This is a genomic window from Streptomyces sp. YIM 98790 (assembly GCF_011421595.1).
GTDB lineage: Bacteria > Actinomycetota > Actinomycetes > Streptomycetales > Streptomycetaceae > Streptomyces.
The window spans coordinates 1-6,613 of the sequence record NZ_WTLH01000257.1; the positions used below are offsets into that span (position 1 = coordinate 1).

The 6,613-nt window shown below is 75.7% G+C and carries 8 protein-coding genes and 5 tRNA genes; 5 read left to right on the forward strand and 8 right to left on the reverse strand.

Features of this window, described 5'->3' with window-relative positions:
- The coding region (locus GQS09_RS26010) for a serine/threonine-protein kinase (protein WP_165989993.1) at positions 1–933 on the reverse strand (933 nt) is incomplete at its 3' end.
- Positions 934–1,321: 388 nt separating this feature from the next.
- Here GQS09_RS26010 and GQS09_RS26015 point away from each other — a divergent pair.
- Positions 1,322–1,498: a hypothetical protein gene (locus GQS09_RS26015; protein WP_165989994.1), complete on the forward strand. Its 177-nt coding sequence runs from the start codon at positions 1,322–1,324 to the stop codon at positions 1,496–1,498.
- Between the two features lie 249 nt (positions 1,499–1,747).
- Here GQS09_RS26015 and GQS09_RS26020 read toward each other — a convergent pair.
- The 5 genes from GQS09_RS26020 to GQS09_RS26040 all read right to left on the reverse strand — a co-directional run bounded on the left by GQS09_RS26020 (position 1,748) and on the right by GQS09_RS26040 (position 2,197).
- Positions 1,748–1,819: transfer RNA gene (locus tag GQS09_RS26020), tRNA-Val, on the reverse strand.
- A gap of 34 nt (positions 1,820–1,853) precedes the next feature.
- A tRNA-Val gene (locus GQS09_RS26025) sits at positions 1,854–1,925 on the reverse strand.
- A gap of 35 nt (positions 1,926–1,960) precedes the next feature.
- A tRNA-Val gene (locus GQS09_RS26030) sits at positions 1,961–2,032 on the reverse strand.
- Position 2,033: 1 nt separating this feature from the next.
- Positions 2,034–2,104, reverse strand: a tRNA-Cys gene (locus GQS09_RS26035).
- A 20-nt stretch (positions 2,105–2,124) separates the two neighbouring features.
- Positions 2,125–2,197, reverse strand: a tRNA-Gly gene (locus GQS09_RS26040).
- A 171-nt stretch (positions 2,198–2,368) separates the two neighbouring features.
- On the opposite strand from GQS09_RS26040, the gene GQS09_RS26045 reads away from it, so the two are divergent.
- From GQS09_RS26045 to GQS09_RS26055, 3 genes are all read left to right on the forward strand, one after another.
- Positions 2,369–3,421, forward strand: a complete 1,053-nt coding sequence (locus GQS09_RS26045) for a chorismate-binding protein (protein WP_243761799.1) — start codon at positions 2,369–2,371, stop codon at positions 3,419–3,421.
- A 3-nt stretch (positions 3,422–3,424) separates the two neighbouring features.
- A complete protein-coding gene (locus GQS09_RS26050) occupies positions 3,425–4,249 on the forward strand; it encodes an aminotransferase class IV (RefSeq protein ID WP_165989996.1) in 825 nt (274 codons plus the stop codon).
- A gap of 64 nt (positions 4,250–4,313) precedes the next feature.
- Entirely contained in the window at positions 4,314–5,198 is an 885-nt protein-coding gene (locus GQS09_RS26055; protein ID WP_165989997.1) for a GNAT family N-acetyltransferase, read from the forward strand.
- 11 nt (positions 5,199–5,209) lie between these two features.
- Here GQS09_RS26055 and GQS09_RS26060 read toward each other — a convergent pair whose 3' ends face one another.
- Entirely contained in the window at positions 5,210–5,722 is a 513-nt protein-coding gene (locus GQS09_RS26060; RefSeq protein ID WP_165989998.1) for a DsbA family protein, read from the reverse strand.
- Positions 5,723–5,882: 160 nt separating this feature from the next.
- Here GQS09_RS26060 and GQS09_RS26065 point away from each other — a divergent pair, with 160 nt between their 5' ends.
- Positions 5,883–6,317 (forward strand): hypothetical protein, encoded by a 435-nt coding sequence (locus GQS09_RS26065; RefSeq protein ID WP_207958301.1) that lies wholly within the window; start codon positions 5,883–5,885, stop codon positions 6,315–6,317.
- 57 nt (positions 6,318–6,374) lie between these two features.
- Here the strand turns inward: GQS09_RS26065 and GQS09_RS28785 are convergent.
- On the reverse strand, positions 6,375–6,613 hold a 239-nt coding region (locus GQS09_RS28785; protein ID WP_207958302.1), incomplete at its 5' end, for a hypothetical protein.

Consider the following 6,613-nt stretch of genomic DNA (forward strand, 5'->3'; position numbering starts at 1 on the left):
GGGCGACGGCACCCGCCGGGTGCCCGGCAGCCGGTCCTGCGGCCGGGTCCGCCGCACCGGCGTCGGCCCGGACCCCTCCGACACCGGCCGCTGCGCGGCCAGCCCGGCGCCGCGCGCCTCCCGGGAGGCGATCTCCTTCAGCCGCAGCGACAGTTGCAGCGTGGTCGGCCGCTCCTGCGGCGACTTGGCCAGACAGGCCCGCAGCAGCGGCTCCAGCGCCACCGGGGCGGCCCGCAGATCAGGCTCCTCGTGCACCACCCGGTAGAGCATCACCTCGGAGCTGCCCTGCCCGAACGGCGTCTCCCCGGTGGCCGCGTAGGCGAGCGTGGCGCCCAGCGAGAACACGTCGGTGGCCGGGGTGACCGCCGCGCCCCGCACCTGTTCCGGGGCCAGGAACCCCGGCGATCCGACCGCCGTGCCCACCCGCGTGAGCGTGGAGGCCCCGGTCGCCCAGGCGATCCCGAAGTCGATGATCCGCGGCCCCTTGGGCGACAGGAGGATGTTCGAGGGCTTCAGGTCCCGGTGCACCACTCCGGCCTCGTGCACCGCCACCAGCCCCTCGGCCAGGGCGGCACCGATGGCCCCGGTCTCGGCCGCGGACAGCGGCCCGCCCTCCGCGACCCGGTCGTGCAGCGAGGGACCGGGCACGTACTGGGTGGCGAACCACGGCCGTGCCGCCTCCAGATCGGCGGCCACCACCCGGGCCGTGCAGCCGCCCTGGATGCGCCGCGCGGCCGACACCTCCCGGGCGAACCGCGAGCGGAACTCCTCGTCCTCCGCCAGGTCCGGGCGGATCACCTTGAGCGCCACCCGCTGCCCGCGCCGGTCCGAGCCGAGGTAGACCACGCCCATGCCCCCGGCCCCCAGCCGGCGGTGCAGCCTGAACGTGCCGACGACTCGCGGGTCCTCGCGCCGGAGCCGCATCATCGCCATGTCCCTACCTCGCCGCCGGGGTTCGCTGTCGCTGCACAGCTTACGGACTGTGTCCCCGGAGCGCGGACAGGCCGCGCACACCGCGGCACACCCGCGGCGACCGTCCCCGCGGCGCTCCGGCGCGGCCCCGGTCCGGGGTCAACCCCCGCCGGGCATCGGGGAATACCCGGGTGCGGTGTCCACCCTGGGGAGTAGACAAACGGCACCGGGTCATCCTCCGGGAGGCCCCGCATGCCGTACGCCGGGCTGACGCGGACGGCCGCCCGGCGCGCCTACTGTGTTCCCTGGCGGCGGGCGAAGCACTCGTCCCCCGAGGTCACCCGCCCGCCGCCGCCACCGGGACCGGTCACGGCCCCTCCGCACGGGACACCGGGAAGGAGCGAGAGCGATGGCACAGGCACTGCTGCCCGGCACCCGGGCGAGCGGATCAGCCGCCGGCCGGCGTCACCCGCTGGTGGCACTGGCGATGGTGCTGCCGTGCGCGTTCGTCCTCGCCCTGATGTTCGGCGGAGTCGAGGCGGTGATCACACAGACGTCGTCCGTAGCCGGAGTACTGGGGCGCTGAGCGCGCTCCGACAGGCCCGGAAGAGCGGTCCGGGCCGGGGACAGATCCGGGACATGAGCCCCGTGGGGACGGGGGCGTGGCGGACGGCCTGCGGCGGGGCACCTGGGGAGGTGCCCCGCCGCCTCATGCTGTGCCGGGACGCCGCCGGAGACGCCCGCAGACGCCGAAGCGCGCCCGCGGAGAGCGAGCGCGCAGCAGCAGAAACGCAAGGGAGAACCGGACGGCGGACGATCCGTGGTGCCAGTGGTGTGGACGATACTGGGATTGAACCAGTGACCTCTTCCGTGTCAGGGAAGCGCTCTCCCGCTGAGCTAATCGTCCCGGCATCCGGCGGCTGTCCATGGCCGCCGACGCGTGCGCGATACTGGGATTGAACCAGTGACCTCTTCCGTGTCAGGGAAGCGCTCTCCCGCTGAGCTAATCGCGCGGGCCGGGGCCCCTCGCGGGGCCCGGGTGGAACAGTGGACGATACTGGGATTGAACCAGTGACCTCTTCCGTGTCAGGGAAGCGCTCTCCCGCTGAGCTAATCGTCCGAGGTGGAGACGGGATTTGAACCCGTGTAGACGGCTTTGCAGGCCGTTGCCTCGCCTCTCGGCCACTCCACCAGTGGGGGATGACCCCCGAGAGCGGACGACGAGATTCGAACTCGCGACCCCCACCTTGGCAAGGTGGTGCTCTACCAACTGAGCTACGTCCGCCGGTGTTGCGCTGTGTGCCGGTCCGCAGGATGTTCCGGCGACGTCATGAACTCTAGCGGATACCCCGGGCAGCCCCAAACTTGGTATCCCGGCCGGTCGCCCCTGCCCGGGGCGTTCCCCGGGCCGGACGGCGCCGCATCCGGCCGTCCTAGACTCGCACGTGTGCACGACATGATTCCGCTGGCCCGCTTCGGGGAGACCCTGGCCACCGGTCTGCGCGATGTGACGCGCGACCCGGCGGCGCTGGACTCCGCGGGCTGGTGGGCGGTGGTCGCCGACTACGAGGGCGGCCTGCTGTGCGCCCGCTTCGACCAGGTGCGGCCCGCCCCGCTCCCGCCCCCCGTCCGCCCCTGGCCCGGCCCGCCGCGGGACGGCTGGACCAGCTCCCTGGACCGCGACGCCTACACCGCCGGGGTGCGCCGGATCCGCGAGCACATCGCGGCCGGCGAGGTCTACCAGGCCAATCTGTGCCGGGTGCTGTCCGCCCCGCTGGACCCGGCCGCCGACATCGAGGCGCTCGCCGCCCGGCTGGCCCGCGGCAACCCCGCCCCCTACGCCGGTACCGTCCGGCTCCCCGGGCACGGCGTGGAGATCGCCACCGCCTCGCCCGAGCTCTATCTGCGCCGCCGCGGCTCCACCGTGGACTCCGGGCCGATCAAGGGCACCGGCCGCACCGAGGCCGATCTGCTGCCCAAGGACCACGCCGAGAACGTGATGATCGTCGACCTGGTCCGCAACGACCTGGGCCGGGTGTGCGCCCCCGGCACGGTGACCGTGCCCGAGCTGTGCGTGGTGGAGAAGCACCCGGGCCTGGTGCACCTGGTCTCCACCGTGCGCGGCGAGCTCGCCCCCGGCGCGGGCTGGGCCGGACTGCTGGCCGGCACCTTCCCGCCGGGCTCGGTCACCGGTGCCCCCAAGTCCAGCGCGCTGCGCATCATCGACAGCCTGGAGACCGCGCCCCGCGGCCCGTACTGCGGCGGCATCGGCTGGGTGGACGCCGACCGCCGCACCGGCGAGCTGGCGGTGGGCATCCGCACCTTCTGGATCGAGCGGCCCGGGCCCGGGAAGGCCGTGCTGCGCTTCGGCACCGGGGCCGGCATCACCTGGGGCTCCGATCCCGCGAGAGAATGGCAGGAGACCGAGCTCAAAGCGGCCCGGCTGCTGGCGGTGGCGTCGCGATCGGCGGCGCCCGCCGGCCGGGGCGCCCGGACCACTGCGAGGTAACCGGTGAAGATCTGGCTGGACGGCGGGCTGCGCGACGCGGACAGCGCGCGGGTCTCCGTGTTCGACCACGGGCTGACCGTGGGCGACGGGGTCTTCGAGACCCTGAAGACCGTCGGCGGGGAGCCCTTCGCCATGCGACGCCATCTCGACCGGCTGGCCGGCTCCGCCGCCGGTCTCGGTCTGCCCGCCCCGGACCCGGAGGAGATCCGCCGCGCCTGCGCCGCCGTGCTGGCCGCGGAACCGGCGCCGCTGGGCCGGCTGCGGATCACCTACACCGGGGGCCGGGCGCCGCTGGGCTCCGGCCGCACGGACAGCGGCCCGCCCACCCTGGTGGTGGCCCATGCGCCGATCACCCGGCGCCCGGACACCACCTCGGTGATCACCGTCCCCTGGACCCGCAACGAGCGCGGCGCCCTCGCCGGGCTGAAGACCACCTCCTACGCGGAGAACGTGATCGCCCTGGCCCGGGCCCAGCAGCAGGCCGCCTCCGAGGCGCTGTTCGCCAACACCGCCGGGCGGCTGTGCGAAGGCACCGGCAGCAACGTCTTCGTGGTGCTGGACGGCGAGCTGCACACCCCGCCGCTGAGCTCCGGCTGCCTGGCCGGGGTCACCCGGGCCCTGGTCGTGGAGTGGGCCGGTGCCAAGGAGACCGACCTGCCCATGGAGGCGCTCCGGGACGCCGAGGAGGTCTTCCTCACCTCCAGCACCCGGGACGTACAGGCCGTCCGCCGGCTGGACGGCCGGGACCTGCCCGCGGCGCCCGGTCCGGTGACCGCCCGTGCCATGGAGGTCTTCGAGCGCAACGCCGCCGCCGACCTGGATCCCTGACCGTCCGCCCTCCGTCCTCCGCCGGCCGGCTCCGCGCCGCCGCGGCGCGGCGTACCATGCCGCGATGACCACGACTCTGCGCCCCACCGGAGCCGAGCAGCGCGGTGCGGACGGCACCCGGTCCCGCGCCTACGCCATCTGTGTCAACGGCCGCCCGGTGGGCGAGGTGCGGCTGGCCGCCGAGCAGCGCGGCATCCTGCCCACCGGCCGGGTGGAGCGGCTCACCGTGGCCGCCGCCCACCGGGGGAGAGGCCGGGCCACGGTCGCCGCGCTGGCCGCCGAGGAGGTGCTGCGCGCCTGGGGCTGCCGCCGCATCGAGACCCGGGTCCCGGCCGGCTCCGAGGCCGCGGTGGGTCTGGCCCGGGCGCTGGGCTACACGGAGACCGGTCAGGCGCTGGTCAAGCGGCTGGACCCGGCCCCGGCCGCCGGGACCGCCGCTCCGCCCGCCGGAGCCCGGTTCCGGGATCTCACCGGGGCGGAGTTCGCGGACTGGCGGGAGCGCGACCGGGCGGCGCGCATCCGCCGGTGGACCGGGCACGGCCTGCCCGGGGAGGCGGCCGCCGAGCGGGCGGACGCCTGGTACGCCCGGCTGCTCCCGGACGGGCCGGCCACCCCGGGAGCCGCGCTGCGCGTGCTGCTGGCGGGCACCACCCCGGTCGGCACCCTGTGGGCGGACACCGGGCCCCGGGCCGCGGACGCCGGGGACGGCGTGACCGGGGACGCCGGGGCCGGGGCGGACACCCGGGTGCGCGCCGTCCGGGTGGCCGAGCAGCACCGGCGCCGGGGCTACGGCCGGGTCCTGCTGGCGGAGGCGGAGCGGCTGTGCCGGGCCGCGGGCGGGCGGAGCCTGGAGCTGGAACTGCCGGCCGGCGACACTCCCGCGCTGCGGCTGGCCGGCACGCTCGGCTACCGCGCCGGCTGGCGCGACTTCGCCAAACCGCTGCTGTAGGCGCCGGCCGGTCAGGCGGCCGGGAGTTCCTTCTCCACCAGTGCGGTCAGCCGCTCCAGCAGGCCGTCCTGGTCCCGGGAGGCGTCCAGCAGGGTGGAACCGATCAGGAACGTCGGGGTGCCCCTGACCCCCAGGGCCTGTCCCTCGGCATGGTCCGCGTCCACGGCCAGCAGGTGGCGGCCGTCGAACAGCGCGGTGTCGATCTCGCCGGCGTCCAGCCCGAGGTCCCGGGCCACCTCCAGCAGCACCGGGGGGCCCTGCTCGGCCAGCTCGCCGCACCGGGCCAGCACCGCCGCGGCGAAGTCGTCGCCGCGCCCCTGCGCGTACGCCTCCTCCGCCGCCTCCGCGGCGGCCACCGCGTGGCCGTGCTTGGCCAGCGGGAAGTGCCGCAGCCGGATGCGCAGCGCCTCGCCGAACCTCTGGCGCAGCGCCGCCAGCACGGGCTGCACGCGGTGGCAGTCCGGGCACTGGAGGTCGCACCAGACGTCGAGAACGGCGGCGGCCGGGCCGGTGGTGTCACTCATGGCTCCAGTCTCCCAGGCGCTCCGTGCGGGCGGGCACGCCCCGTCCGTCTGCCCTGCGCCGCCCGCCCGATTCGGTCCGTACCGCCCGAAACCCGGAATCATCCCTGATCCTGTCGCCCGGGCATGGTGACCCGGCCGCCGGAGAGGCACGATGGAAGACATGCTGACGATGACGATCTACGCGGTCTGCGGAACCCTGACCGCGGCCGGCCTGTGGTTCGCGGCCCGGGCCCTGCGCCGCCGCCGCTGGGCCGCCGGACTGCGCACCGCGGCGGTCGCCCTGCTCCCGATCGGCCTGGCCATGACGGGGGTGGTGAAGTTCGTCGTCAATATGACGGTCAACCCCATCGCCTGGCTGGGCTTCGGGGTGCTCGGCGGCGCGGTGCTGCTGATGCTGGTGGCGGGTCTGGTGGAGAGCCGCGGCCAGGCGGCGGCCGGGCGCGCGCCGCAGCCGCCCGGCAAGCGCGCGGACGCCGGCCCGGGGGGCCGGACGCCGCAGGCCCTGCCCAGGGGCCGCTCCGCCGGCCCCGCCAAATCCGGTGACGCAGACGACTTTTCCGAAATCGAAGCGATCCTGAAGAAGCACGGAATCTAGCCAAACCGCTGCCCGAGGGCACGATTCCCGCCCGGGGGCAGGGGTGCTGCGCCATGATCAGCATGAGATGGCGTACACCACGCGGGAGACCGCTTCCAGTTCAGCGACGTGCTCCTCGGGCGTTCCGGCGGTCCGCGCCGGGGAGCCCGGGACACCGACCCACCCCGGACACCAGGGCGGGGCCGCCGTGGCGGGGCGGCCGGTCACCCGGCCGCTGCCCCGGCAGCGGCCGCCCGCCGAGGTGGTGCCGTGCTCCCCGCCGGCGTCCTTCCCGGTCCGCGCGGCCCGCCCCGAGC

Coding starts and splice junctions, on each gene's coding strand:
- GQS09_RS26055 (WP_165989997.1), top strand. CDS start 4,314: ATGACCACGACTCTGCGCCCCACCGGAGCCGAGCAGCGCGGTGCGGAC.
- GQS09_RS26015 (WP_165989994.1), top strand. CDS start 1,322: ATGGCACAGGCACTGCTGCCCGGCACCCGGGCGAGCGGATCAGCCGCC.
- GQS09_RS26045 (WP_243761799.1), top strand. CDS start 2,369: ATGATTCCGCTGGCCCGCTTCGGGGAGACCCTGGCCACCGGTCTGCGC.
- GQS09_RS26060 (WP_165989998.1), bottom strand. CDS start 5,722: ATGAGTGACACCACCGGCCCGGCCGCCGCCGTTCTCGACGTCTGGTGC.
- GQS09_RS26065 (WP_207958301.1), top strand. CDS start 5,883: ATGCTGACGATGACGATCTACGCGGTCTGCGGAACCCTGACCGCGGCC.